Genomic DNA, 25,464 nt, shown 5'->3' with positions numbered 1-25,464 from the left:
GGGCGGGGGCGGCGCAGGGCGCCGCGGCAGCGTCTTCCCATCCCTAGTACCGTAGGGGCTTATGGCCGCACATGACCACCCGATTCCCGACACCAATCAATGAACCTTCCGGACAACCCCTGGAACACGATCCTTGCCGCCTTCAGCCACACGGATGTCCCGGCCATCTCCTTTGTTGAGCTGCTGGTGGCCCTCGCCATTGTTACCGCCTTGTCAGTGCCCCGCCGGTCATGGAAATACGTTGGCCTGCTGTCGACTGCCACCCATGAATTGGGCCATGCCTTCGCTGCCGTCACGAGCGGGCAGCGGTTATCCGGCATAAGGCTGCGTTTCGACCATTCAGGCGCCACCACTACGTACAGCCGGAGCAGGCTTGCCACCGTGTGGTCCTGCTTCTGGGGCTACCCCGTGCCTGCCGTTGTTGGCGCTGCGCTCGTTTGGTGCGGCTTCAACGGGTGGGGTCCGGCAGCTTTAGCGGCCAGCACCGTTGCCCTGGCTGCCACGTTGCTCTTCCTCCGCAACCCCGCGGGTTTCCTGATTACTGCCGCCGCCATTGCCGCCAACACGGCCCTCATTTTCCTGGTGCCGGACCGGTTCGTGGGTCACGTGACCGTCATTCTGGGCCTGGTGCTGCTGGTGGGTGCCGTCCGCGACCTTATCAAGCTCACCCACGTGCACCTGCGGCGGAGGGACCGGCTCGCCAGCTCGGACGCTTACCTGCTGTACCGCGCTACCGCCATCCCCTCTGGTGTCTGGATCGTCCTGTTCATGGTCTTCATTGTGGGGTCCTGGCTTGCCGCGTGGCAGCCGATCTCCGCAGTCCTGCCGGCGGGCGCATAGGGTGGATCCATGAGCCAGGAAACGGAAAGCACCCAGCAGGCAATAAACGGCAGTACCTCTGAGCACAGCACCCGTGGCGCCTACGTCACCGGCGGAGCGGAGTTCAACCGCGACACCAACTACATCGAGGATCGGATTACCTCAGACGGCAGGCCGGGCCTTAACGGCGAACCTGGCTGGCCCGCGGAGCCGGGGCGCTACCGCCTCATTGCTGCCAGGGCCTGCCCCTGGGCCAACCGGACAGTTATCGTCCGCCGCCTCCTGGGGCTCGAAGACGCCATTTCCCTCGGCCAGCCCGGCCCCACACACGACGCACGGTCTTGGACGTTTGACCTGGACCCCGACGGCGTTGACCCGGTCCTGCGGATCGAGCGCCTTCAGGAGGCGTACTTCAGGCGCTTCCCCGGCTACCCGCGCGGCATCACCGTCCCGGCGATTGTCGAGGTCGCTACAGGCGCCGTTGTCACCAACAACTTTCCGCAGATTACCCTGGACTTCTCGACCGAGTGGGCGAGATACCACCGCCCCGGCGCGCCCCAGCTGTACCCCGAGCATCTTCGCGAGGAAATCGACGCGGTCAACAAGCGGGTTTTCACTGAAGTCAACAACGGGGTTTACCGTTGCGGCTTCGCCGGCTCGCAGGAAGCCTACGACTCCGCCTACGCCCGGCTCTGGTCTGCCATGGACTGGCTGGAAGAACGGCTCTCCCGGCAGCGGTACCTGGTAGGCGACACCATTACAGAAGCCGACGTACGGCTGTTCACCACCCTGGCCCGCTTCGACGCCGTCTACCACGGCCACTTCAAGTGCAACAGGCAAAAACTGAGCGAGATGCCGGCACTATGGGGCTACGCACGCGACCTGTTCCAGACTCCCGGCTTCGGCGACACCACAGACTTCGTGCAGATCAAGCAGCACTACTACATCGTGCACGAGGACATCAATCCCACCGGTATTGTCCCGGCCGGCCCTGCCCTGAACGGATGGCTGGAGGACCACGGGCGGGAAGCCTTGGGCGGCCGTCCCTTCGGGGACGGGACTCCACCGGGGCCGGTAAAGCAAGGGGAAGAAGTTGCCCCCGGACACGGAGCGCACTCCTGACGGAAATCGCTTTCTGGCTAAACTTGCCGGATGCAGATATCCCAATGCCACATAACGCCCGGCTACGAAAACGTACTGGAGCTCTTCGAATCATTCCTGGACGCGGATCCTGAGTACAGTGCCCAACTCGCCGCCTACCACCAGGGGAAGCAGGTGGTGGCACTCACGGGTGGACCGGACATGGACGCGGACACGATAACCGGCGCCTACTCCTGCTCCAAGGGAGTGGCAGCGATGGTGATGGCACTACTCGTCCAGGACGGACTGCTTGACCTCGACGCTACGGTGGCCCACTACTGGCCCGAGTTTGCGGTCCATGGCAAGGACAGGTTGCTGGTGCGGGAAGCCTTGTCACACCAGGCCGGGCTTCCAGGTGTGGAGGGCGGGTTCGCGCTGGATGAGTTCACCACCCCCGGTGCTGCCGCCCGCCTGGCCGCCGCACGGCCGTCCTGGCAGCCGGGGCGGCAGTTCGGCTACCACGCCCTGACCATCGGGATCCTGATGGAGGAGCTGTGCCGCCGGACCGCCGGAGAACCGCTTCAGGGAATTTATGACCGGAGGATCCGGACCGCCCGGGACATCGACTTCTTCCTTGGCCTGCCCCAGGAGTTGGAGACCCGGTACAGGGACGTGCTCTACACCGGCGACCCGCAGGAGCCTTGGCTGGACCCCCTTAGCCTTGACGGCCTGAACAGCAACGCGGCTGTCAGCACCATCATGGAGCTCCCGAACATCCGCGCAGTGCGGGCCGCCGGCATGTCGGCGGCGGGCGGAGTGGGATCCGCCGATGGCCTGGCCAGGCTTTACGCCGCGGCCACCACCGGAATCGACGGCGGAGAGGCCTTCCTGCGCCCCGCAACAGTGGAGCTGATGTCCCAGGAGCAGGTGTGGGGCCTTGACCGGTCCTCCGGGCTGGACAACGCCTTTGCCGTGGTGTTCATGAAGCCCCACCCCTCCCGGAACTTCGGCAGCCACCGTGCCTTCGGCCACGAGGGCGCCAATGCGGCCCTGGGGTTCGCTGACCCCGCTTACGGGCTCGGGTTTGGCTACATTCCCCGGCGGGCTGAGGACGGACGAACGCCGGGCAAAGCCCACCAACTTGGCGCCGCCGTGCGCCGTTCAGTGGCAGCCTTGTCCTGAAAACGGCCACACCGGATGCCCCGGTCCCCGGCCTGACCAGCGGCTTTGTCCCCGCCCTGGCGGGCGCCCTAGGGTTAATTGAATGGCCAAATCTCAAGCACGTCCGGCAGTCCGGTGGGCCTGGGGCACCCAGTACCTGAAGCAGGCAGTGGAAGGACTGTCCGCTGCGTTCGCTGCACAGCGCCTGCAGTTGGCGGCGAAGGCCGCCCTGGCCGCGGGCCTGGCCTTCCTGATCGCCCCGCTGATGCCGGGGGCAGCAGCCAACTACCCCTACTACGCGCCGCTGGGAGCACTGGTGGCGATGTACCACAACGTCGCAGGCTCAGTGCGCCAGGGCTTCCAGGCCCTTGCCGGGCTCGCCGTCGGCATAGGCCTCGCTGTCATCCTCGTGACCATTGCGGATCCCTCACCCCTGACGGTGGCCTTGTTCATGGGGATAGGTGTGCTGCTGGGCGGGGTTCGGGGCATAGGTTCCGGCAGCGACTGGATTCCGACGGCGGCCCTGCTGGTCCTCCTTGTGGGAGGCAACAATGCAGACGAATTTTCTTTCGGATACCTAATGCAGATGGGCGTGGGCGTGGGTGTGGGCATCGCCGTGAACTTCCTGGTTTTTCCCCCGCTGCACCTGAAGGCGGCCGCGGCCAGCCTGGATGACTTACGCCTTGCCCTGGGCAAGCAGTTGACAGACATGGGTGCAGCGCTGAAGGAAGAGTGGCCGCCTGAACACGAGGAATGGTCGCGCCGCTCCGAGGAGCTCGCATCGGCCGCGCGCTCCGTCCGGCACCTCGTTCAAGAAGCTGACGCCAGCCGGCGCGCCAACCCCCGGCGCAGGCTCCACCCCCGTGATATCGACGACGACTACCGCAACCTTCGACAACTGGAGCGGGTGACGTTCCACGTCCAGGACATGACGGACGTGCTCTCGGACGTCATCTGGGAAAGCGACGTGCCCTACACCGTTCCGCTGCAGGACAGCGGACCGCTTGCCGACGCGATCACCGCAGCCGGCAATTTGCTTTCCTCAATCACCGGTGCGGACACAGCGGAGCAGGAGGTGCTTTTCGCCGCCGCCACGACGGCTGTAAACGCCGCCGCGGCAGCCACCGCCGCCCGGGAGCTGCAAGAGGGCGCCCTCCCCGCGTCCGAGTCGATCCTCCTCAGCCTTCACCGGATCCTGCGTGCCGTCCGTCCCGGCGGCGAGGCAACGCCGTCGTAGGAAAGGAAGACTAAAGGGCCTTGACCGAGCCGCTGAAATGCCTGCGGCCGGACCGCGGGTTCCACGCTGAAAAGTCGGAGCGCTCCCAGTTTCCCGCGGCGCCCTGCACCGTACTGATATCCAGCGCCACCCGGCAGGGAAGGAAGACCGGAGCCTCGAAGTCCACGTCCCAGGAGAAAGAATCACCACGGACAGCACCGACGTCGGCGAGCGCCCTGGCCGCAAGGTACATGCCGTGGGCGATGGAGCGCCGCATCCCAAGCGCCTTGGCTGACAGCACGCTGAGGTGGATGGGGTTGAAGTCCCCGGATACGGCCGCGTAGGCCCTTCCGGTGTCTACCCCCAACTGCCAGAGCCCCGTGGGGTCCGGGGCCGTGAACCCGGTGTGTGCCGGAGCCGCTGATGGTTTGTCGATGCCGGGGAGGAAAACCCCCTTGGCGAGGTAGGTTGACGTACCCTGCCAGGAAGTGTCTTCCTTGCCGGCCAGACGCACCTCAGTTACCACGTCCACTTGAGTCCCCGCACGGTGGCCGCGCAAGTTTTCGACGTGCGCAGTAATGTCCAGGGCGTCCGTGAACAGCACCGGCGCTCTGTGTTCCACGCTGTTTCGAAGGTGGATCATGCCCAGCAGCGGGAGCGGAAAGTCGTCCCGGTTCATGACGCTCATGGCGAGGGGGAACGCCAGGGCATGGATGAAGCCTGCGGGCAGGACATCACTGGCAGTTTCGCCGATGAGGTGCTGGTAGGCAGTGAGGTTTTCAACGTTTACCGTGACCCCGCGGACCTCGTGGCCTTCCCCCGGGAGAACGGAGCCGTCATGCGTTCCAAGCAACCTGCGCCGGGCCGCCTGGGCTGCGGCATTTACGTACAGCTTCGACAGCGACGGCATTTCGCCCAGGGTCACCGGTTGTGCGTGCATCATGCTCCCATCACGTACTGCCCGCAGACCCGCAGTACTTCACCGTTGATACCGCCGGCGGCGTCGCTGGCAAGGAAGGCGATGGTTTCGGCCACGTCGGTTGGTTGTCCGCCCTGCTGCAGCGAGTTGAGGCGGCGCCCCATCTCCCGCAGAACCAGCGGCACCCGGGCCGTCATCTCGGTTTCGATAAAGCCGGGCGCCACGGCATTGATGCTTCCCCCGTGGGCACTGATCAGCGGCGCGGTGGCACGGACCATGCCCATGACACCGCCCTTGGATGCTGCGTAGTTTGTCTGTCCCCGGTTTCCCGCAATGCCGCTGGTGGAGGCGACGGAGACGATCCGCGGAGAAGCGCGGAAGTGTTCGGACCCAAGGAGTGCCTCGTTAATCCGGAGCTGGGCCGCAATGTTGATGTCGATTACCGAGTTCCAGCGGGCTTCATCCATGTTGGCCAGGAGCTTGTCCCGGGTGATGCCGGCGTTGTGGACCATGATGTCCAGCCGCCCGTGCCGCTGGACTGCGTGCCCAAGGATCCTCTGCCCGGCGTCGTTCCTGCTGATGTCCAGCTGGAGCGCAGTCCCCCGCACTTCGTTGGCTACCGCTGCCAACTGGTCGCCGGCTGCCGGGATGTCCACCAGGACCAGGGTGGCGCCGTCCCGGTGCAGCGTCCTGGCGATTGCCGCGCCGATGCCCCGGGCTGCTCCGGTGACGACGGCGACCCTGCCCTTCAGTGGCTTTCCCACGTCCTGCGGAGGTTCTCCCGCGGCTGTCGAGACCGTGATGAACTGGCCGTCCACAAAGGCGGAACGGCCCGAAAGGAAGAAGCGGACTGCCGCCAGTGCGCCCGGGCTGGTGGTCTGCACGTCCGGTGCCAGCAGAATACCGTTGCCGGTGGCGCCGGCCCGCAGTTCCTTCGCCAGGGAACGCAGGAAGCCGTCCACGCCCTGCCGCGCTGCTGCCGCCGCCGGGGTGGTTGCGTCCGACGCCCGCCGGGACACGGTAATGACACGGCCTCCCGCAGCCAGGTCCCGGAGGGAAGCTGCAGCGGAGAGGACGGGCTTTCCCAGGTTTTCCGGCTGGGCCACGTCATCCAGTACCAGGATGATGGCTCCAAGTTTTTCCCGCGGAACGGCGTGGCGCCGGACATCCAGGTCCCAGGAGAGCAGTTCGGCGGCCAGGGCGTCAGCGCCTGCCGTGCTTCCCTGGACCAGGACGGGTCCCGTGATCAGCGGTTCCCCGGGCTCGTACCGGCGCAGGACTGCCGGCTGGGGAAGCCCGAGCTTTTTGGCTACGTTCCTGCCCAGGCCCTGGTTTACCAGTTGTGCGTATGTATCCGTCATCCGTGCCCCCTACAGTGATTCCAGGATTGCAACAACGCCCAGGCCGCCGGCTGCGCAGATCGAGACGAGGCCGCGGGCGGGGCGCCCGTCAGTAAGCGCCTTTTCATGCAGTGTTTTGGCGAGCGAAGCAACAATTCGGCCGCCGGTCGCGGCGAAGGGGTGGCCTGCAGCAAGTGAGGACCCATTGATGTTCAGCTTTGACCGGTCCACCTTGCCGAAGGCACCTGGCAATCCGAGCCGGGTCCGGCCGAATTCCTCGTCCTCCCAGGCGGCCAGCATGCTGAGGACTGTGGCCGCGAAGGCCTCGTGGATTTCGATGAAGTCGATGTCGTCCAGGGTGAGGCCCTGGCGGGAGAGCAGCCTGGGCACGGCGAACACCGGTGCCATCAGGAGTCCGTCCTTGCCGTGCACGAAATCCACCGCAGCTGCTTCCCCATCCACCACGGCTGCGAGCTTAGGCAGGTCGCGGGCATCGGCCCATTCTTCGGAAGCCAGCAGCACGGTGGAGGCGCCGTCGGTCAGCGGGGTGGAGTTTCCAGCGGTCATGGTGGCGTCCGCGCCGAGGTTCTTGCCGAAGACGGGTTTGAGGGCTGCGAGCTTTTCCAGGGAGGTGTCAGGACGCAGGTTTCCGTCCCGGGTCAGGCCGCGGTAAGGGGTGAGCAGGTCATCAAAGAAGCCTGTCTCGTAGGCCGCCGCGAGGTTCCGGTGGCTGTTCAGGGCGATTTCATCCTGCGCCTCACGCGAGATCTTCCATTGGGCTGTGGTCAGCGCCTGGTGCTCCCCCATGGACAGTCCGGTCCTGGGCTCGGAGGTTCCCGGGGCAAGCGGCGCCAGGTCCTTGGGCCGCAGGCGGCTCAGGATCTGCAGCCGCTGCGGAAGGCTCTTGGCCCGGTTGAGGTCGAGGATCACTTCGCGCAGTCCCTCGCTGACCACCACAGGGGCGTCGGACGCTGAGTCCACCCCGCCTGCGATCGCTGAGTCAATCTGGCCCAGCTTGATCTTATTGGCCAGGCCTACCACCGTTTCAAGGCCTGTGGCACAGGCTTGCTGGAGGTCGTAGGCTGGTGTCTCCGGGGAGAGGGCGGAACCGAGCACCGCCTCACGGGTGAGGTTGAAATCCCGTGAGTGCTTCAGGACCGCCCCGGCAGCCACTTCCCCGATGCGTTCGTCCTGCAGACCAAACCGTGCGATGAGCCCGTCCAGGGCGGCTGTAAGCATGTCCTGGTTGGAGGACTTGGCGTAGGCGCCGCCCGACCGCGCGAACGGGATGCGGTTGCCTCCAACAATGACTGCGCGGCGATGTGCAGGGGCGGAGCTTGCGGCGGGAGTTCCGGCAGCGTCTTGTCCGGTGGTGGGCTGTCCGTCGATGGACATGGGTATCTCCTCGGGTCACGTTCGGTTACCGATACCCAGCGTACCTGATACGCTGGGTATCGTGAACACCCGGCAACGCCCCGCACCAGTCGCTGTGATCGCGCCCGAAGACGGGCGCTCGTCCCGCTGGCAGAGCCACCGGGAGGAGCGGCGCAGGGAGCTGATCAAGTCAGCCCGACGGGCAGTGCACGCCCTTGGCAGCGACGCTTCCATGGAGGACATTGCCGCCGCAGCAGGAACCTCGAAATCCGTCTTTTACCGCTATTTCGGGGACAAAGCCGGACTTCAGCAGGCTGTAGGCGAAGTTGTCCTCAGCCAGATGCAGCGTCGGATCCAGGAAGCCGCGCAGAGCGCCGTTACGCCACGCGAAGGTCTGCTTGCCATGGTGACTGCCTACCTGCAGATGGCCAGTACGAGCCCGAACGTCTACACCTTCGTCACACAGCATGCGGCTGCTGAACAGGACCCTTCCAGGGACTCGGCCGCCGGGTCCGCTGCCTTGGGGCACTTCTTTGACGCCGTGGCAGACATGATTGCCACTCCCATGCGCTCACACCTGGGCGATGGCAAGGAGGCCGTCATCGGCTACTGGCCCAAAGCGGCCATCGGGCTGGTGCGGAACGCGGGAGAACAATGGCTCAGTACCCCGGACTCCGCAACGAAACCCGGGCAGGAAGCGATGGCACGGCAGATAACGGCCTGGCTGTGCGTTGGGATTGCTCCTGAACTGCCCAAGTTGTCCGGCCCCGACGCCTGATCCCCATGATCCACCGCAGCACCACCACCCCACCTGTCAGCACCAATAAAGGACTTCGACATGACTGAACTAGTGGACCGTCCCGCCCGAAACCGGCAAAGCCCCGCCGCAACGGCCGCCCCGGGCACAGCCTCCGCCCAGCCCGCCGTCGACGTCGACGTCGACGCGCTGGGTGAGCAACTGTTGGGCAAGTGGGCCGCCACCCGCCGCCAGGCCAGGAACCTGGCCGCGCAACCGGAACTGCACAAGATTGAAGGCCTGACCCACACGGAACACCGTGCCCGCGTGTTCGGGCAGCTGAAGTACCTCGTGGACAACAGGGCAGTGCACCGGGCGTTTCCCGAGTCGCTGGGCGGCTCCGATGACCACGGCGGGAACATCGCAGGCTTTGAGGAACTGGTGGTGGCGGACCCCTCGCTGCAGATCAAGGCCGGCGTCCAGTGGGGGCTTTTCGGTTCCGCGGTGATGCACCTCGGCACCGCCGAACACCACGCAAAGTGGCTTCCGGGCATCATGAACCTTCAGATTCCTGGCTGCTTTGCCATGACGGAAACCGGTCATGGCTCTGACGTGGCCAGCATCGCCACCACCGCGACCTACGACCCTTCCACCGATGAATTCGTCGTGCACACGCCCTTCCGGGCAGCCTGGAAGGACTACATCGGCAACGCGGCCACGGACGGCCTCGCCGCGGTGGTGTTCGCCCAGTTGGTCACCCGAGGCGTCAACCACGGGGTGCACGCCTTTTACGTGGATCTCCGTGACCCGGACACCAAGGACTTCCTGCCCAGCATCGGCGGCGAGGACGACGGCATCAAGGGCGGCCTCAACGGCATCGACAACGGCCGGCTTCACTTCACGCACCTCCGGATCCCGCGGACCAACCTGCTCAACCGCTACGGCGACGTGGACGCCGACGGACGGTACAGCTCCCCCATCGCCAGCCCGGGACGCCGCTTCTTCACCATGCTGGGCACCCTGGTGCAGGGCCGGGTGTCGCTGGACGGCGCTGCTGTTGCCGCATCCAAGGTCGCTCTAAAGGCGGCCATCCAATACGCCACCGAACGCCGGCAGTTCAACGCCTCCTCCCACACCGAAGAGGAAGTGCTCCTGGACTACCAGCGGCACCAGAAACGCCTGCTGACAAGGCTGGCCACCACGTACGCGGCCAGCTTCGCCCACGAGCAGCTGCTGGAAAAGTTCGACGACGTGTTCTCCGGGGCCCACGATACGGACGAAGACCGCCAGGACCTGGAGACCCTGGCTGCCGCACTGAAACCGCTCAGCACCTGGCATGCGCTGGGCACCCTGCAGGAGTGCCGCGAAGCATCCGGCGGCGCCGGGTTCCTAATCGAGAACCGGTTTGCATCACTGCGGGCCGACCTGGACGTCTACGCCACCTTCGAAGGCGACAACACGGTGTTGTTGCAGCTGGTCGCCAAGCGGCTCCTGGCTGATTACGCCAAGGAATTCCGGAGCGTGGACTTCGGGGTGCTGGCACGCTACGTTGTCGGCCAGGCGACCGGAGCGGCCATCCACCGCACCGGCCTGCGCCAGGTGGCCCAGTTCGTGGCCGACACCGGCTCCGTGCAAAAAGCGGCCATTGCCCTCCGCGACGAGGAGGGCCAGCGCGCGCTCCTCACCGACCGCGTGCAGACCATGGTGGCCGAGGCGGCTGCGGCTCTAAAGGGGGCGGGACGGCTGTCGCAGGAGAAGGGGGCAGCCCTGTTCAACAGGCACCAGAATGAACTCATCGACGCAGCCCAGGCGCATGCAGAATTGCTTCAGTGGGAGGCGTTCACGGATGCGCTGCGCGATGTTGCTGATCCCGGCACGAAGACCGTGCTGACCTGGCTGCGGGACCTGTTCGGGCTTTCGCTGATCGAAAAGAACCTGTCCTGGTACCTCATGAACGGCCGCCTTTCCATGCAGCGGGGCCGCACCGTGGGCGGGTACATCAACCGGTTGCTGGTAAGGCTCCGTCCCCATGCCGTGGACCTCGTGGACGCCTTCGGCTACGGCGAACAGCACGTCAGGGCAAGGATCGCCACCGGCGCCGAGAAAGAGCGGCAGGACGAGGCGCGCGCCTACTTCCGCAACCAGCGGGCCAGCGGCCAGGCACCCGTGGATGAGAAGGTGCTCCTCGCCCGCACCGTGGCGGGGAAGCGGAACTGACGTCACCCGGGCGCAGGAAAACGACGACGGCGCCGCTCCCCTGGCGAGGGGGCGGCGCCGTCGTCGTTTGTGCTGGAAAGAGCTGCTAACTCTGTGCCGGCAGCACTGAGCGGTACACCTCAAGGGTTGTTTCGGTGATCGATTCCCAGGAGAAGTGCTGTTCCGCGCGCAGCCGGCCGGCCTGTCCCATGGCGCGGGCACGGTCGGGGTCGGAGACCACATCGGTGAGGGCGGCGGCGAATTCGGTGACGAACTTTTCCGGGTCAAGGGGCGTGCCGGTGCCGTCGGTGACCTGTTCCAGATCCACGAGGAGCCCGGTGCGGCCGTGGTCCACCACCTCGGGAATACCGCCGGTGGCGCTGGCCACCACAGCTGCGCCGCAGGCCATGGCTTCGAGGTTGACGATGCCGAGCGGTTCGTAGATGGAGGGGCAGGCAAAGGCGGTGGCGTGGCTGAGCACCTGGATGAGCTCATGGCGGGGCAGCATGCGTTCAATCAGGACAACGCCGGTCCGCTCCCGCTGAAGGTCCTCGATCAGGCGGGCCGTCTCCGCAGCCAGTTCCGGAGTGTCGGCAGCGCCCAGGCAGAGGACCAGCTGGACGTCGGCCGGAAGCTTGGCGGCGGCTCTCAGAAGGTAGGGAACGCCCTTCTGGCGCGTGTTTCTCCCCACAAAAACTACACTCGGCTTGTCCGGATCAATGCCCAGGGCGCGGACCGCGTCGGTGTTCTCATCGCGGTTCCAGAGCCCCACGTCGATGCCGTTGTGGACCACCCGCACCTTGGCCGGGTCCACGTCGGGGTAGCTGCGCAGGATGTCCTGCCGCATGCCTTCCGATACGGCGATGATGGCCGCAGCGGCCTCGTAAGCTGTCTTCTCCACCCAGGAGGACAAAGCGTAGCCCCCGCCAAGCTGCTCCGCCTTCCAGGGACGAAGCGGTTCGAGGCTGTGGGCGCTCAGAACGTGCGGAATCCCGTGGAGCAGGGACGCAAGGTGCCCTGCCATGTTGGCGTACCAGGTGTGTGAATGGACCAGGTCCGCGCCCTCGATGTCAGGGACGATCCGCAGGTCCACCCCAAGGGTCTGGACAGCGGCGTTGGCTGATCCCAGGTCCTCCGGGACCGCGTAGGAGGTCACTCCGGCACCGTGGTAGTCAGCGTCGCGGGGAGCCCCGAAAGCACGAACCTGCAGGTCAACGTGCTTACTAAGCACCCTGCTCAATTCGGCCACGTGGACCCCGGCGCCACCATAGATCTCCGGCGGGAACTCTTTAGTCACAATGTCTATTCGCACAAGCACCAAGGTAGTCCTTCACGCTTAACTGTTCTAGTGTGAAGGAGTCCGGGCATGCCGGACTGTCTTGGGGAGTTACGAAGGCGTACAGGAGCGACCAAATATGCCGTTGAACAAAAGAGTCCTGGCCATTGTCCTCGCAGGCGGCGAGGGAAACAGACTGATGCCACTGACGGCAGACCGTGCGAAGCCCGCGGTACCGTTCGCGGGAAGCTACCGCCTGATTGACTTCGCCCTGTCCAACCTGGTGAATTCCCGCTACCTTCAGATCGTCGTTCTCACCCAGTACAAGTCCCACAGCCTTGACCGCCACATCTCTGAGACCTGGCGCATGTCCACGCAGCTGGGCAACTACGTGGCCTCCGTTCCGGCCCAGCAGCGTGTGGGCAAGAGCTGGTTCCTCGGCAGCGCCAATGCCATCTACCAGTCCTTAAACCTAATCCACGATGCCAACCCGGACATCGTGGTGGTAGTAGGCGCTGACCACGTCTACCGGATGGATTTCGCCCAGATGGTGGCGCAGCACGTCAACAGCGGCGCCAAGGCGACTGTCGCCGCGGTACGGCAGCCGCTGCACATGGCCGACCAGTTCGGCGTGATCGAAGTGGACCAGAACGATCCCCAGAAGATCGCGGCCTTCGTGGAAAAGCCCGCCACCACCCCCGGACTGGCCGCAGACCCCTCCCAGTTCCTGGCCTCAATGGGCAACTATGTGTTCGACGCCGACGCACTCGTCGCAGCCCTGCACGTGGACGCCGAGCGGCTGGACACCAAGCACGACATGGGCGGAGACATCATCCCCTACTTCGTGAACCAGGGCGAAGCCGGTGTCTACGACTTCACCCTCAACGACATCCCCGGCTCAACCGAGCGGGACCGTACGTACTGGCGCGACGTCGGCACCATCGATTCGTTCTACGACGCCCACATGGACCTCATCTCCCCGCTGCCGGTCTTCAACCTGTACAACTCCGAATGGCCCATCTACACCCGGCAGAGCATTTCCCCGCCGGCCAAGTTCGTCCGCGGCCAGAACAACACTGTGGGCGCCGCCCTGGACTCGATTGTCTCCAATGGCGTGGTGATCTCCGGCGGCGTGGTGGAAGGCTCGGTCCTCTCCAACGATGTCTACGTGGCCACCAGCAGCCGGATCATCGATTCGGTCCTGATGGACAAGGTGCAGATCGGTGACGGCGCCGTCATCAACCGGGCCATCATCGACAAAAACGTCAAGGTGCCGGCGGGAGCCGCAATCGGACTCGACCCGGACCTGGACCGCGCCCGCGGCTTCAAGGTCACCGACTCCGGAATCACCGTCCTGGCCAAGGGCCAGGAAGTTCCCGAGCCCGGAGACGAAGAGCGCAAGCTTGCTGCCGCCAACCTGCATCTTGTGCCGAACGCGATTAAGGCAGCAGCGGAGCAGTACCCGGATCTTCGGGAATCCGTGGACAAGGTCGCCAAGACGCACGCTGCCGCAGCAGCAGAAACAGCTTCCGGCGCCCGCATCTCCTGATCGCTTCGAAGAAGCGCTCCCCGCTTCTACCAGGGACCGCTCCCCTGCTGCCCGCCCCGTTGACTGCGGGGCGGGCAGGGGGGGCCGGAGGCTGTAAAATCGGTACAATGAGCTCCCCCGATTTGACGCCTGAGGAAATCCAGGCCTGCCTCAAGGTCCTCAACACGATCCACGCCTATGACGAGGAGCATCCGGACTACATCTCGGTGCGCCGAGCCACCGGCAAAATGTTCAAGGCCGTCAAGAGGCACCGCCGCGTCACCAAGCGGGACCTGATTTCCGAGGCTGACCGGGCCGTGATCGCCCAGACGGCAACCGCAGCCCCGGACCGGATCGACGACGAAACCCGTGGAAGCAAGCTGGCCCCCTCGGCTACCGGCAAGGTGGCGGGTCACCTGATCCGCTCCCGCCCCTGCTACATCTGCAAGCAGCACTACACCCAGGTTGACGCCTTCTACCATCAGCTCTGCCCGGAGTGTGCCGCGTTCAACCACGGCAAGCGGGACGCCCGCACTGACCTGACCGGACGCCGCGCCCTGCTCACCGGCGGCCGGGCCAAGATCGGGATGTACATCGCGCTCCGGCTGCTCCGGGACGGCGCCCACACCACCATCACCACCCGGTTCCCCAAGGACGCGGCCCGCCGGTTCGCTGCCATGGAGGACAGCGGCGAGTGGCTTCACCGGCTCCGCATCGTGGGCATCGACCTGCGCGACCCCGCCCAGGTAATGGCCCTGACCGACTCGCTCAACGAGGCCGGCCCGCTGGACATTATCATCAACAACGCGGCCCAGACAGTGCGCCGGTCCGGTAACGCCTACAAGCCGCTGGTGGACGCGGAGGACGAACCGCTTCCCGCGGCCCTTGAGCAGGCCAACGGCGGCCCCGAGCTCGTGACCTTCGGCCATGCGCATGACAAGCACCCCCTGGCTCTGGCCAGCAGCGTCACGGAGCATCCGGTCCTCGCCGGTGACGCCATCACCTCACTGGCGCTCTCCACCGGTTCCGCTTCACTGGAGCGCATCGCCTCAGGAACGGCCATCGACGCCGGCGGGCTGGTTCCGGACCTTGCTACCATCAACAGCTGGACGCAGGTGGTCGATGAGGTGGACCCGCTCGAAATGCTCGAGGTCCAGCTCTGCAACGTCACCGCCCCGTTCCTGCTGGTCAGCAGGCTCCGGCCTGCGATGAAACGGTCAACCGCGAACCGGAAGTACATCGTCAACGTCTCCGCCATGGAGGGCCAGTTCTCGCGCGCCTACAAGGGCCCCGGGCACCCGCACACCAACATGGCCAAGGCGGCCCTGAACATGATGACCCGGACCAGCGCGCAGGAAATGCTGGACACGGACGGCATCCTGATGACCGCCGTCGACACCGGCTGGATCACTGACGAACGGCCCCACTTCACCAAAGTCCGGCTCATGGAGGAGGGCTTCCACGCACCCCTGGACCTGGTGGACGGGGCGGCGCGGGTCTACGACCCCATCGTGATGGGCGAGCACGGCGAGGACCAGTACGGGGTGTTCCTGAAGGACTACAAGCCAAGCCCCTGGTAGGCGTATGCTCAGCGGCATGAGCCCTGAGACCCCTCCTGACGTACAGAACCTGGAACGCCACGAATGCTGGGCCATGCTGCGGACGGTGTCCGTGGGCAGGCTCGCGGTCCTGGCTGACGGGCGTCCGGATATCTTCCCCATCAACTACGCGGTGGACGGCGGTACCCTCGTCTTCAGAACTGGCGAAGGGACCAAGCTGGCCGGCGCGTCAGGGAGCGCCCCGGTGGCCCTGGAGGCGGACGGCGTGGACCCGGACACGGGGCTGGCGTGGAGCGTCGTGGCGAAGGGCACTGCGGACGTCGTCACTGCAACCGACGAGGTTTTGGGGACCACGGAGCTGTACCTCTTCCCCTGGCAGGCAGGCAAGAAGGACGCGTTCGTCCGCATCACCCGGGACAGTCTCACCGGCCGGCGGTTCAAGGTGACGGAACCGCTCACCTGGTGGACCCAGCTCAGCGGCGTTGGCAGGACGGTCCCTGAGTAGACGCCTCAGGCGTCCGCATCCGCGGACGCCTGAGGCGGAACAGTTGCCGTCGAACGGCAGGCAGCATCAGGCCAGCTGGGTGATCTCCACACTCACGTTCAGCGCAGACCCGCCACCGCCGGACAGGATGCCTTTCAGCGGGGACACGTCCCGGTAGTCCCTCCCCCGGGCGACGGTGACATGGAAGTCGCCGGCAGGTTTATGGTTGGTCGGATCCCAGCTCCGCCAGTCGCCGTCCCAAAATTCCAGCCACGCATGGGACTGGCCGGCCACCGTTTCGCCGATGCCGGCACTGGACCGGGGATGCAGGTATCCCGAAACGTACCGGGCAGGGATGCCGCAGCTCCGCAGCGCACCGATGGCGAGGTGCGCCAGGTCCTGGCACACACCCTGCCGTTGGTTCCAAGCCTCTTCAGCGTTGGTGGTGACGGCAGTGGAGCCGGACATGTAGGTCATCTCACCGCGCATCCACTCGAAGACGGCCATGGCGGCGTCGTGCGGGTTCTTGTCCGCCACCACCCCGGGGACGATGCCCAGAACCTCGTCGCCGGGACCGCTCAGCCTGGACTGCGGAAGCCAGTCGCTGAACGTATTGAGGGTCTCGGGTGAGGCGAGGACGTCCCAGCCCACAATGTCCTGCCCGGAAGGGATTTTCTCGGCACGGTGCACTTCCACCGTGATGTTGGAGACAACTTCGAGGTGCTCGTGCGGCATCTGCATGTCAAAGGCAGTGACCCTGGTCCCCCAGTAGTCGCGGTAGGTGCTCACGGCAGCCTGCGACGGCGAAACCTTGACCACCGATTCCAGCACCACCTGCTGCGAATCGGTCAGGGGCGTCATCCTCGCCTCGTTATAGGACAGCGTGACGCGCTTGTTGTACTTGTAGGCCGTCTTGTGGACGATGCTCAGCCGGGTCATGAAACTTCTCCCACCCAGGCCAGTTCGTCCGCCTGATTGAAGTACTTACGGGAAATGGCGTCCGAGGCCTGGGACACTGCCTTCTGCACGCGTTCCATGTGTTCGGGCAGTTCGGACATGAGGTCGTCCGTGCGGTGGAACTCCAGGAACGTGCGGGCCTGGCCCACAATCCGGCGGGCGTCGTTGATGAAGCCCACGCGCTGGGCGGAGGGATCGAGTTTGGCAAGGCACTCGTCGGCGTCCCGGAGCGCGTACACAATGGACCGCGGGAACAGCCGGTCCAGGAGCAGGAACTCTGCGGCGTGCTGGTCGCCGAACGCCGCCCTGCGGGTGCGCAGGAAGGACTCGTAGGCACCGGCGCACCGGAGCATGTTGACCCAGGACATCCCGGCTGACAGGACGTCCCGGGTGGAAAGCATGCGGGCGGTCATATCAGCCCGCTCCAGGGACCGGCCCAGCACCAGGAACAGCCAGCTTTCGTCGTGGCTCACCGTGGTGTCCGCCAGGCCGCTCACCATGGCGGTGCGTTCCAGCGTCCAGTTGCAGAACCGGTAGGTGCCCACCACGTCCTTGCGGTGCTGGCTTAACCCGTAGTAGGTGGTGTTGAGGCTCTCCCACAGTCCCGATGACACTGTCTCGCGGGCGCGGCGGGCGTTTTCCCGTGCTGCTCCCAGGGACCCTGCAATGGAGGTGGCGCTGGTTTTGTCGTATGCCAGGGCGTGGAGCAGTTCCGGCAGTCCGAAGTCCTCGCTCTGCGGTCGTGCGCCCATCACGGCCAGGAGTTCCTGCGCCACGCTCTTGCGTTCGTCCATGGGCAGGTGGTTCAGCCGCTCCAGATGCACATCGAGGATGCGCGCGGTGCCGTCGGCACGCTCCACATAACGGCCGATCCAGAATAGGGACTCGGCAATACGGCTAAGCATTCGCGGCTACCTCCTGCGGGCCCGACACTGGAAAAGACAATGGTTCGATCATGGCCCGGGTCACTGCTGCTGCTCCGACTGGCGGTCGCGCCAGTTGCTCTCCACCGGCCATACGGAGACACGCTCGCGGACTGAAATGGAGGGCCGCGGCAGAGTTTCCACCGGCACCTGGGGCGAATCCGCAAGGACCCAGGTGTCCTTGGAACCGCCGCCCTGGCTGGAGTTCACAATCAGCGACCCCTCTTTGAGCGCCACGCGGGTAAGGCCGCCGGGCAGTACCCAGACGTTGTCGCCGTCGTTCACCGCGAAAGGCCGCAGGTCCACGTGGCGGGGTCCGAACTTGTCGCCGCCCAGGGTCGGGACGGTGGAGAGCTGCAGCACCGGCTGGGCAATCCAGCCGCGGGGGTCGGCAATGACCCGCTGGCGGAGGGCGTCGAGTTCATCCTTGGAAGCGTCCGGGCCTATGACCAGGCCCTTGCCGCCCGAGCCGTCCACCGGCTTGACCACAAGCTCTGACAGGTTGTCCAGGGTGTACTCGCGGGCTTCCTTCTCCTCCAGGCGGAAGGTGTCCACGTTCGCGATGATGGGTTCCTCGTTGAGGTAGTAGCGGATGAGGTCCGGGACGTAACTGTAGACCAGTTTGTCGTCCGCGACGCCGTTGCCCACCGCGTTGGCGATGGTCACCCCGCCGGCCCGGGCGGCGTTGACGAGCCCGGGGCAGCCGAGCATGGAATCGGCCCGGAACTGCAGCGGGTCCAGGAAGTCGTCGTCGATCCGTTTATAAATGACATCCACGCGCTGCTCCCCGGCGGTGGTGCGCATGTACACGCGGTTTCCGCGGCAGATGAGGTCCCGGCCCTCCACCAGTTCCACACCCATCAGGCCCGCGAGCAGGGTGTGCTCGAAGTAGGCGCTGTTGAACACCCCGGGGGTCAGGACGACGACCGTGGGATCGTCCACACCGGCGGGCGCGGTTTTGCGCAGGGCCGAGAGGAGCCGGCGGGGGTATTCCTCCACCGGGCGGATGAGCTGCTGGCCGAACGCTTCGGGCAGGCCCTTGGCCATGGCGCGCCTGTTCTCCAGGACGTAGCTCACGCCGGAGGGTACGCGGACGTTGTCCTCCAGCACGCGGAAGGTTCCGGCTGCATCACGTACGACGTCGATGCCTGAAACGTGCACGCGGACGCCGCCGGCCGGTTCGAAACCGTGGACCTGGCGGTGGAAGTGTGCGCTGGTGGTCACCAGCTGCCGGGGTATCACGCCGTCGGACACCACGTTCATCTTGTCGTACACGTCGTTGAGGAACGCCTCGAGCGCGTGCACGCGCTGGGCGACGCCGCGTTCCAACACGTCCCATTCGGCAGCGGGAATGACCCTGGGAACGATGTCCAGCGGGAAAGGCCGTTCCTCCCCTGCGAAGTCGAAGGTGACGCCACGGTCCAGGAAGGTACGCGCCATCGAGTCCGCACGGGCGCTGACATCGGCGAGGGAGAGCTTGCGAAGGGCGTCCGCCACCTGCCCATAGGAGCCCCGGGCCTGTTGCCCGGGGGCGAACATCTCGTCGTAGGCTCCGGTCCGGCCGGCGGCCACGGAGTAATCCTGGAATAGGTCTGACATGTCCAATAGCCAACCATCTTTTTGTTTCGAATTCATTACTGCCATCCATTGTGGCGTGTTGGCTGAGGTGGTCTGGTTCGTGCATCCTGCGTCTTTTCCGGCACAGTAGGTGAGTGCCTGTCCGCAGAAGCCTCCCCAGCCCCGGCCCGGGCGTCTCCGGCGGTGCCGACCGGTTGCTTCCCGGCCTTGCCACGGCGGCTGTTGCACTCGCCGCAGCTTTCCTGGTCCACCGGTTCGTTCCCGTACTCCCGGCCATGACCCTGGCCGTGGTCCTGGGTGTCCTGGCGGCCAACCTCCCGGCAACGGGCGTCTGGACTGCCGGAAGGGCCCGACCGGGACTGGACTTCGCCGGAAAGCACCTGATGCGCGGCGGCATCGTCCTGCTGGGCCTGAAAGTGAGCGTCATGGACGTCCTGGGACTGGGCTGGCTGGCGCTGGTGCTGATAGCGGCAGTGGTGGCCGCGGGCTTCGGCGGAACCTACCTCATCTCCCGGCTGTTCCGGCTTCCGCCGGTGACGTCACTCCTGGTGGCCACAGGCTTTTCGATCTGCGGTGCTTCCGCCATCGGTGCCATGGCTGCCGTCCGTCGGATCCGGCACGTGGACACCGTCCTGCCGGTGGCGCTCGTGACGCTCTGCGGCACGCTGGCAATCGGGGTCATGCCGCTCCTGGTCCATCCACTGCAGCTCAGCGCACCGGTTTTCGGCGCCTGGACCGGGGCTTCTGTGCACGACGTGGGCCAAGTCGTGGCCACGGCGCAAACTGCCGGGTCCGCCGCGCTGGGCATCGCCGTCGTCGTCAAGCTCACCCGGGTGCTGCTGCTGGCCCCCGTGGCCGCCATCGCCGGCGCGCACCAGCGCCTCGCTGCCAGACCCGGTCCGGACACGGACGGCGGGGACGTGAAACTGCCGCCGGTGGTGCCCCTGTTTGTCCTCGGCTTCGTGGCCATGGTGGGCCTCCGGTCCACCGGCTGGCTCCCGGCGGGCTGGCTAGAGGCAGGGGCCGCGCTGCAGGACATCCTGCTCGGCGCCGCGCTGTTCGGCCTGGGCTCCGCTGTGCGGATCCGCCTGCTCCTTCACACCGGCGGACGTGCGCTCCTGGCAGCCCTCGCGTCCTGGCTCCTGATTGCCCTGCTGGGGCTCGCGGCTGCCCTGCTGATCGCCGGGTGAACGAAGAACAGCCCCGTGATTAGATAGCTGAGTGTCAAATGAGAATCTGCAGCGCAACGAAGCCGCCGAACGTTCAGCCCTGATCAGCACCACCAGCTACGACGTTTCGCTGGACGTTCGCCAGGCCGCGGACCCGCAGGTGGCCGGTTACCCAAGCCGCAGCATCATCTCGTTCACCGCTTCAGAGCCGGGGGCCTCCACGTTCCTGGATTTCATTGGCGACGTCCACAGCGTGGTTCTTAACGGTGAGGAACTCCGCGTTGAGGATGTGGTGGAAGGTGCCAGGATCAGGCTTGACCACCTGCAGGCCGAGAACCAGGTGACTGTCAGCGCTACCGCGCTGTACAGCCGTTCCGGTGAGGGCATGCACCGGTTCGTGGACCCCGCCGACGGCCAGTGCTACCTCTATACGCAGTACGAGCCCGCCGACGCCCGCCGGGTCTTCGCCAATTTCGAACAGCCCGACCTCAAAGCCACCTTCACGTTCCATGTGACCGCACCCGCCCAGTGGCACGTTGCCTCCAACGGCACGGAGGTCAACCGGACCGCACTTGCCGGGGACCCGGCTGCGGCGTGCTGGGACTTCGCCCCCACCAAACCCATGTCCACGTACATCACCACCGTGCTGGCCGGGCCCTACTTCAAGGCAGAGGACCGGTGGCAGGCAACGCTCGACGACGGCACGTTCCTGGACGTGCCGCTCGCCCTGTATTGCCGGGCATCCATGGCAGAATCCTTTGACACCCACGAGCTGTTCCAGCTCACCAGGAACGGCCTGGACTTCTTCAACCGGCTCTTCGACTATCCCTACCCCTGGGGCAAGTACGATCAGGCCTTTGTGCCCGAATACAACCTTGGTGCGATGGAGAATCCCGGCCTGGTGACCTTTACCGAGAGCTACGTCTTCACCTCGCGCACCACCGACGCGCAGTACCAGGGCCGGGCCAACACCCTGATGCACGAGATGGCGCACATGTGGTTCGGGGACCTGGTGACCATGCACTGGTGGGATGACCTGTGGCTGAAGGAGTCCTTCGCCGATTACATGGGCACCCTGGGCGTGGACCGCGCCACCGAATGGGACACCGCCTGGGTGAACTTCGCCAATAAGCGCAAGGCCTGGGCCTACGTACAGGACCAGTTGCCCACCACCCATCCGATCGTGGCGGACATTCCGGACCTCGAGGCGGCCAAGCAGAACTTCGACGGCATCACCTACGCCAAGGGCGCCTCAGTGCTCAAACAGCTCGTGGCATACGTGGGATTCGAGGCGTTCATCGCCGGCTCCCGCGAATACTTCCGGCAGCATGCGTACGGGAACACGTCCCTGTCCGATCTCCTGGCGGCCCTCAGCGCGTCCTCCGGGCGGGACTTGGCGGGGTGGGCGCAGCAGTGGCTTCAGACCTCCGGCATCTCCACCCTGTCGCTAAAGCTCCCTTCCGCGGACGCCACCGGGGATGCGGGCGACGGCGGCCTCCCGGGCACCGTGACCATCGTCCAGGAGGCTGTGGACCCGGTCACCGGACGGGTGGAACTGCGTCCGCACCGGCTGCGCATCGGTTCTTACGGTTTTGACGCCGAAGGCTCCCTGGTGCGGACCGGGAGTATCGAAACCGACGTGGCGGGTGCACGGACAGAGCTCCCCCAGCTCACGGGCCGGCCGCGGCCCGCGCTCCTGCTGGTGAATGACGATGACCTGACCTACGCGAAAGTCCGGCTTGATCCGGCGTCCGAGGCCACGGTCCTGGCCTCCCTTGACCGGATGGTTGACCCGATGGCCCGCGCCTTGTGCTGGACGGCGCTCTGGAACTCGGTACGGGACGGCGAAAGCCCGGCTGCCCGCTACATTGACGCCGTGGCTGGGTTCGCACCTGCTGAAACAGTAATCGGCGTTTTGCTGAACCTCCTGGACAACGCAAGCACCGCCGTCGAACGCTACACACCGGCGGCTGCCCGGAAAGCGGCGCGGACCTCGTTCCTGGCCGCCGCCGCGGCGGAACTGGACCGCGCCACGCCCGGCTCGGACCAGCAGCTGGCGTGGGCCAGAACGCTTGCCACCCTCAGCAGGCACGACGAAGCCATGCTGCCCCGGCTCAAAGGCCTGCTGCACGGCACGGCGCCGGTGGAGGGCCTTGCAGTGGACGCCGAGCTGCGCTGGCACCTCTGGCACGCCCTGGCGCCGAACGGCCAGGCGACCGTGGCGGAACTGGACGCCGAATTGGGCCGCGACACCACCGCCTCCGGCCGCGCCGGGCACGCCACCGCGCTCGCCTCCCGGCCTGATCCGGACGTGAAGGCAGCAGCGTGGCACGCGGCGGTGCAGGGAAACGAACTGTCCAACCAACTGCTGACCGCCACCATCAGCGGTTTCATGACCGCCCCTCCAGTCCTGCTTGAACCGTACGTGGAGCCGTACTTCGAGTGTCTACGAGGGGTTTGGGACGGGAGGAGCATCGAGATCGCAAGCCGGATTGTGCGGGGCCTGTACCCACTGGCACAGGACCTCACGGAGGGAGCTGAACCTGCAGGTCATCCGGTTATCCTGCGGACGGATCAGTGGCTGGCCGGGAACACGGATGCTCCCCGCGCCCTGCGCCGGATCATCATCGAGCAGCGCAGCCACCTGCTGCGTGCTCTGACAGCCCAGGCCGCAGTAGTCAAAACTTCCTCGGTGGCTCCGTAACGGCGGCGCCTGGCGGGGGAACCGCGTCAGGGGACCCGGTGAAGCCACTCCCGGGTGCCGAACTTCGTGCCCACGCGCTCGCTGGCAGCGGCAAGTTCGGTTTCAGTGAGTTCGGAGAGTGCAGCGCCGTACCGCTCGCTGAAGACCTCCATCATGGCCGCAATGATCTCGGTCCGGGCCAGGCCCGTCTGGCGGCGCAGCGGGTCCACCCGCTTCTTCGCGCTGCGGGTGCCCTTGTCCGAGAGTTTCTCCTTGCCGATCCGCAACACCTCCACCATCTTGTCCGCGTCAATGTCGTAGCTCATGGTGACGTGGTGCAGCATGCCGCCGTTGGCAAGGCGCTTCTGCGCAGCACCGCCGATCTTGCCCTGGTCAGTCGCGATGTCATTAAGCGGCACGTAGAACGCGGTGATGCCCAGCTTTTCCAGGGCGGCCATGACCCACGCGTCCAGGAAGGGGTAGGAGTCGGCGAAGCTGAGCCCGTCCACCAGTGTCTGCGGCAGGTACAGGGAGTACGTGATGCAGTTGCCCGCCTCCATGAACATCGCTCCCCCGCCGCTGATGCGCCGGACCACGTTGATGCCGTGCCTGGCCACGCCCTCGGGGTCCACCTCGTTGCGGTAGGACTGGAAGCTGCCGATCACCGTGGACGGCTCCTGCCAGTCCCAGAACCGAAGGGTGGGGTTGCGGCGGCCGGCGCCTACTTCCTCGGTGAGGACCTCGTCGAGGGCGACATCGATTTCGGTAGGAAGGACCGTGGGCGGAATCAGATCCCAGCGGTGGTCAGCCCAGGACGTCGCCTTCGCCAAGGCGCGCCTGACGGCGATGGCCACGGCGTCGGCAGAGAAGCCGAACAGGGCGGCTCCCTCCGGCAGCGAAGCCGTGACCTCCGCGGAAAGCTCGGACGCCGTCGTCGTGTCCGGCAGGCCGGTCAGCCCGCGGTTGATGTCCAGGAGCGCCTCGTCGGGCTCCAGGAAGAAGTCTCCGCTGACGGAGACATCGGCGAGCCGGCCGTCCACAACGTCGAGGTCCACCACCACGAGTTTGCCGCCCGGCACTTTGTACTCGCCATGCCGGCGGGAGGCGGAATCAGCAGCTGGAACGGGCGTGGCAGTCATGTGTTCCATCCTGCCCCAGAAAGGGCCGGGGCCCGAAAACAGGCCTGCCGTTAACGCGGAAAGCCCGCACCGTTTCCGGGGCGGGCTTTCACTTGAAGCTTGGAGGACAGGAAATTACTTCTTGCCGCCGAAGCCCTTGAAGCGAGCGTTGAAGCGCTCGACGCGGCCTGCGGAGTCCATGATGCGCTGCTTGCCCGTGTAGAACGGGTGGGACTCTGAGGAGATTTCGACGTCGATAACCGGGTAGGTGTTTCCGTCTTCCCACTCGATGGTCTTCTTGGAAGACACGGTGGACTTGGTCAGGAACTTCGTGCCGGAGGCCAGGTCGTTGAAAACAACAGCTTCGTACTTCGGGTGGATTTCAGACTTCATAATGGGACCTTTGTTCGCACAACTGGATTTTGCCAGCTGCCAGGTATGAATGGGATGGCCGCATGTGCCCGGAGGACGCAGGACAGCCAGCTATCAATAATAGCTGAAACCCGGGGTCTCCGCGAACCACCTGAACGGCTTAGTCGCGGTGCCGCAGCTCCCAGAAAGCAACGGCCGAGGCTGCGGCAACATTCAGCGAATCCACGCCGTTGCGCATGGGAATCTTGACGGCGAGGTCGACGGCGGCGAGCGTTCCGGCGCTCATGCCGGCGCCTTCGGTGCCGAGCACCAGGGCGAGGCGTCCGGGGTTCTGCGCCGCGACCTTGTCCACGTCCTGTGCATCATCCGTCAGTTCCAGGGCAGCAACGGTGAATCCCTGCTCCTTGAGCGTATGGAGGTCTTCGGGCCAGCTGGTCAGCCGGGCCCACGGAACCTGGAAGACGGTGCCCATGCTGACGCGGACGCTCCGGCGGTACAGGGGGTCACCACAGCGGGGCGAGACCAGGACGGCATCGATGTCCAGGGCGGCGGCGGACCGGAAGATGGCACCGACGTTGGTGTGGTCCACGATGTCCTCCAGCACCGCCACCCTGCGGGCGCCGGCCAGGAGCTCCGGCAGCGGTACCGGCACGGGGCGCTGCATGGCCGCCATGGCGCCGCGGTGGAGGTGGAAGCCGGTGATTTCCTCCAGCAGGGCCGCGCTGCCGATGAAGGCCGGAACCTGCGGGTAGGCGCTGAGGACGTCCTGCAGGTCACCAAGCCACTTTTCGGCGAGGAAGAAGGAGCGGGGCTGATGCCCGGCCGCCAAGGCGCGGCGCAGCACTCGGGAGGACTCGGCGATGTACATGCCTTCAGCCGGTTCGCGGAGCTTCCGCAGGTGCACGTCCGTGAGCTGGGTATAGTCGGAAACCCGGGGGTCCGCGGCCGATTCGAGATAGTGGATTGTCACCGGGTG

Annotated in this window: 21 protein-coding genes; 11 read left to right on the top strand and 10 right to left on the bottom strand. The window is 65.8% G+C overall.

The window, feature by feature from the left end:
- The first annotated feature begins 99 nt into the window (after nucleotides 1-99).
- The 4 genes from AC5RTE_RS01720 to AC5RTE_RS01705 all read left to right on the top strand — a co-directional run bounded on the left by AC5RTE_RS01720 (nucleotide 100) and on the right by AC5RTE_RS01705 (nucleotide 4,297).
- Nucleotides 100-840: a M50 family metallopeptidase gene (locus tag AC5RTE_RS01720; protein ID WP_494039680.1), complete on the top strand. Its 741-nt coding sequence runs from the start codon at nucleotides 100-102 to the stop codon at nucleotides 838-840.
- Nucleotides 841-849: 9 nt separating this feature from the next.
- Nucleotides 850-1,941, top strand: coding sequence for a glutathione S-transferase family protein (locus AC5RTE_RS01715; protein ID WP_494039679.1), 1,092 nt, complete (start codon nucleotides 850-852; stop codon nucleotides 1,939-1,941).
- Between the two features lie 30 nt (nucleotides 1,942-1,971).
- Entirely contained in the window at nucleotides 1,972-3,081 is a 1,110-nt protein-coding gene (locus AC5RTE_RS01710) for a serine hydrolase domain-containing protein (protein WP_494039678.1), read from the top strand.
- A gap of 148 nt (nucleotides 3,082-3,229) precedes the next feature.
- Nucleotides 3,230-4,297, top strand: a complete 1,068-nt coding sequence (locus AC5RTE_RS01705; RefSeq protein WP_494040135.1) for an FUSC family protein — start codon at nucleotides 3,230-3,232, stop codon at nucleotides 4,295-4,297.
- Nucleotides 4,298-4,307: 10 nt separating this feature from the next.
- Here AC5RTE_RS01705 and AC5RTE_RS01700 read toward each other — a convergent pair whose 3' ends face one another.
- The 3 genes from AC5RTE_RS01700 to AC5RTE_RS01690 are packed head-to-tail and all read right to left on the bottom strand — an operon-like array spanning nucleotide 4,308 to nucleotide 7,930.
- The gene (locus AC5RTE_RS01700; RefSeq protein WP_494039677.1) at nucleotides 4,308-5,219 is read right to left on the bottom strand and encodes a MaoC family dehydratase; all 912 of its coding nucleotides are present in this window, start codon (nucleotides 5,217-5,219) and stop codon (nucleotides 4,308-4,310) included.
- Entirely contained in the window at nucleotides 5,216-6,556 is a 1,341-nt protein-coding gene (locus AC5RTE_RS01695; protein ID WP_494039676.1) for a 3-oxoacyl-ACP reductase, read from the bottom strand. Before AC5RTE_RS01695 ends, AC5RTE_RS01700 begins: the two co-directional genes overlap by 4 nt.
- Before the next feature lie 9 nt (nucleotides 6,557-6,565).
- A complete protein-coding gene (locus AC5RTE_RS01690) occupies nucleotides 6,566-7,930 on the bottom strand; it encodes an acetyl-CoA C-acetyltransferase (protein WP_494039675.1) in 1,365 nt (454 codons plus the stop codon).
- On the opposite strand from AC5RTE_RS01690, the gene AC5RTE_RS01685 reads away from it, so the two are divergent.
- Nucleotides 7,929-8,687, top strand: coding sequence for a TetR/AcrR family transcriptional regulator (locus tag AC5RTE_RS01685; RefSeq protein ID WP_494040134.1), 759 nt, complete (start codon nucleotides 7,929-7,931; stop codon nucleotides 8,685-8,687). The genes AC5RTE_RS01690 and AC5RTE_RS01685 overlap by 2 nt on opposite strands.
- Before the next feature lie 60 nt (nucleotides 8,688-8,747).
- Complete coding sequence (locus tag AC5RTE_RS01680; RefSeq protein WP_494039674.1) at nucleotides 8,748-10,862, top strand: acyl-CoA dehydrogenase family protein; 2,115 nt, start codon at nucleotides 8,748-8,750, stop codon at nucleotides 10,860-10,862.
- Between the two features lie 85 nt (nucleotides 10,863-10,947).
- Here AC5RTE_RS01680 and glgA read toward each other — a convergent pair whose 3' ends face one another.
- Nucleotides 10,948-12,153: a glycogen synthase gene (glgA, locus tag AC5RTE_RS01675; protein ID WP_494039673.1), complete on the bottom strand. Its 1,206-nt coding sequence runs from the start codon at nucleotides 12,151-12,153 to the stop codon at nucleotides 10,948-10,950.
- 103 nt (nucleotides 12,154-12,256) lie between these two features.
- Between glgA and glgC the strand changes: the two genes are divergently transcribed.
- From glgC to AC5RTE_RS01660, 3 genes are all read left to right on the top strand, one after another.
- The gene (gene glgC / locus AC5RTE_RS01670) at nucleotides 12,257-13,666 is read left to right on the top strand and encodes a glucose-1-phosphate adenylyltransferase (RefSeq protein ID WP_494039672.1); all 1,410 of its coding nucleotides are present in this window, start codon (nucleotides 12,257-12,259) and stop codon (nucleotides 13,664-13,666) included.
- Nucleotides 13,667-13,773: 107 nt separating this feature from the next.
- Complete coding sequence (locus tag AC5RTE_RS01665; protein ID WP_494039671.1) at nucleotides 13,774-15,225, top strand: SDR family NAD(P)-dependent oxidoreductase; 1,452 nt, start codon at nucleotides 13,774-13,776, stop codon at nucleotides 15,223-15,225.
- 16 nt (nucleotides 15,226-15,241) lie between these two features.
- Nucleotides 15,242-15,709, top strand: a complete 468-nt coding sequence (locus AC5RTE_RS01660; RefSeq protein WP_494039670.1) for a pyridoxamine 5'-phosphate oxidase family protein — start codon at nucleotides 15,242-15,244, stop codon at nucleotides 15,707-15,709.
- A 66-nt stretch (nucleotides 15,710-15,775) separates the two neighbouring features.
- Here the strand turns inward: AC5RTE_RS01660 and AC5RTE_RS01655 are convergent, their stop codons facing one another.
- The 3 genes from AC5RTE_RS01655 to AC5RTE_RS01645 are packed head-to-tail and all read right to left on the bottom strand — an operon-like array spanning nucleotide 15,776 to nucleotide 19,167.
- Complete coding sequence (locus tag AC5RTE_RS01655) at nucleotides 15,776-16,627, bottom strand: transglutaminase family protein (protein WP_494039669.1); 852 nt, start codon at nucleotides 16,625-16,627, stop codon at nucleotides 15,776-15,778.
- Nucleotides 16,624-17,550 (bottom strand): alpha-E domain-containing protein, encoded by a 927-nt coding sequence (locus AC5RTE_RS01650; protein ID WP_102975536.1) that lies wholly within the window; start codon nucleotides 17,548-17,550, stop codon nucleotides 16,624-16,626. The genes AC5RTE_RS01655 and AC5RTE_RS01650 overlap by 4 nt, the downstream gene beginning before the upstream one ends.
- Nucleotides 17,551-17,610: 60 nt before the next feature.
- A complete protein-coding gene (locus AC5RTE_RS01645; protein WP_494039668.1) occupies nucleotides 17,611-19,167 on the bottom strand; it encodes a circularly permuted type 2 ATP-grasp protein in 1,557 nt (518 codons plus the stop codon).
- 113 nt (nucleotides 19,168-19,280) lie between these two features.
- Here AC5RTE_RS01645 and AC5RTE_RS01640 point away from each other — a divergent pair, with 113 nt between their 5' ends.
- Both AC5RTE_RS01640 and pepN read left to right on the top strand, forming a co-directional pair.
- Nucleotides 19,281-20,336, top strand: a complete 1,056-nt coding sequence (locus AC5RTE_RS01640) for a YeiH family protein (RefSeq protein ID WP_494039667.1) — start codon at nucleotides 19,281-19,283, stop codon at nucleotides 20,334-20,336.
- A 31-nt stretch (nucleotides 20,337-20,367) separates the two neighbouring features.
- Nucleotides 20,368-23,019: an aminopeptidase N gene (gene pepN, locus AC5RTE_RS01635; RefSeq protein ID WP_494039666.1), complete on the top strand. Its 2,652-nt coding sequence runs from the start codon at nucleotides 20,368-20,370 to the stop codon at nucleotides 23,017-23,019.
- A 26-nt stretch (nucleotides 23,020-23,045) separates the two neighbouring features.
- Here pepN and lplAB read toward each other — a convergent pair whose 3' ends face one another.
- The 3 genes from lplAB to AC5RTE_RS01620 all read right to left on the bottom strand — a co-directional run bounded on the left by lplAB (nucleotide 23,046) and on the right by AC5RTE_RS01620 (nucleotide 25,458).
- Nucleotides 23,046-24,137, bottom strand: a complete 1,092-nt coding sequence (gene lplAB, locus AC5RTE_RS01630) for a lipoate-protein ligase LplAB (protein WP_494039665.1) — start codon at nucleotides 24,135-24,137, stop codon at nucleotides 23,046-23,048.
- 114 nt (nucleotides 24,138-24,251) lie between these two features.
- A complete protein-coding gene (locus AC5RTE_RS01625; protein WP_387552515.1) occupies nucleotides 24,252-24,509 on the bottom strand; it encodes a type B 50S ribosomal protein L31 in 258 nt (85 codons plus the stop codon).
- 139 nt (nucleotides 24,510-24,648) lie between these two features.
- On the bottom strand, nucleotides 24,649-25,458 hold the full coding sequence (locus AC5RTE_RS01620; protein WP_494039664.1) for a TrmH family RNA methyltransferase: 810 nt from the start codon (nucleotides 25,456-25,458) through the stop codon (nucleotides 24,649-24,651).
- Between the last annotated feature and the right edge of the window lie 6 nt (nucleotides 25,459-25,464).

It is taken from the genome of Arthrobacter sp. K41 (assembly GCF_059089645.1).
Note: the sequence above shows the minus strand (reverse complement) of the source record. Positions and strands in the feature narration are given on the sequence as shown.